Raw genomic sequence first — 818 nt, forward strand, 5'->3', positions numbered from 1 at the left:
GATAACAACCCTACACGTAAATCACATTTATTGCGGAACATTGCGTCTACAAACAATAAAAGGGCATAAATAATAAGAGGCACCAGAAACAACCAGCAAAAGAATGAGCCGATAACCAATAGACAGACTGAAAACGTGAATAATGCCGGTAAGCAATGTACCAGCTTCAATGAGCCGGGATGTTTCCGGTTCAATGCGATCCGGGCCTCCCCCGAATGACGCACCTGACGGAAGAACTGCGTGAGATCCGTCCGCCTTTTATGATAAACCCATGCCGAAGGAAATAGCCGGGTCCGATAACCAGCCTCCATGATCCGTATGCTAAAATCAATGTCCTCACCATATCGCATGCCGGAAAAACCGCCCAGACGCTCATATACATCCCGCCTTATTCCCATATTAAAACTACGGGGATAAAATTTATCCAACTTTTTCTTCCCGCCGCGGATACCACCGGTCGTCAGGAATGAGGTCATGGCGTAATTGATCGCCTTCTGGATCGGGGAAAACGAGGCATGCGCCTTATCCGGGCCACCGAACGCATCCACCGGATAATGATTCAACGAGTCGTGTATATGCTCAAGCCACGTGGAGGGTAGTACCACGTCAGAATCCAGTATGAGCAGATACTCGCCACGCACTTGCCTAGCGCCATGATTACGCGCCATACCCGGGCCGGAGTTCGAGATCACATAATAATGAAGATCCAATCGCCCTTGGTATCGCCCAACAATCTCTTTCGCCGGTATCTCCGAACCATCCTCCACCACGATAACCTCAAAATGGACATAGGTTTGCTTGCAAAGGCTTGATAACAG

At 49.0% G+C, this 818-nt stretch carries 1 protein-coding gene; it reads right to left on the reverse strand.

All coding sequences use genetic code 11. The features are described from left to right. The coding region (locus E5342_RS19115) for a glycosyltransferase (protein ID WP_135960089.1) at nt 1-818 on the reverse strand (818 nt) is incomplete at both ends.

It is taken from the genome of Parabacteroides distasonis (assembly GCF_004793765.1).
GTDB lineage: Bacteria > Bacteroidota > Bacteroidia > Bacteroidales > Tannerellaceae > Parabacteroides > Parabacteroides distasonis_A.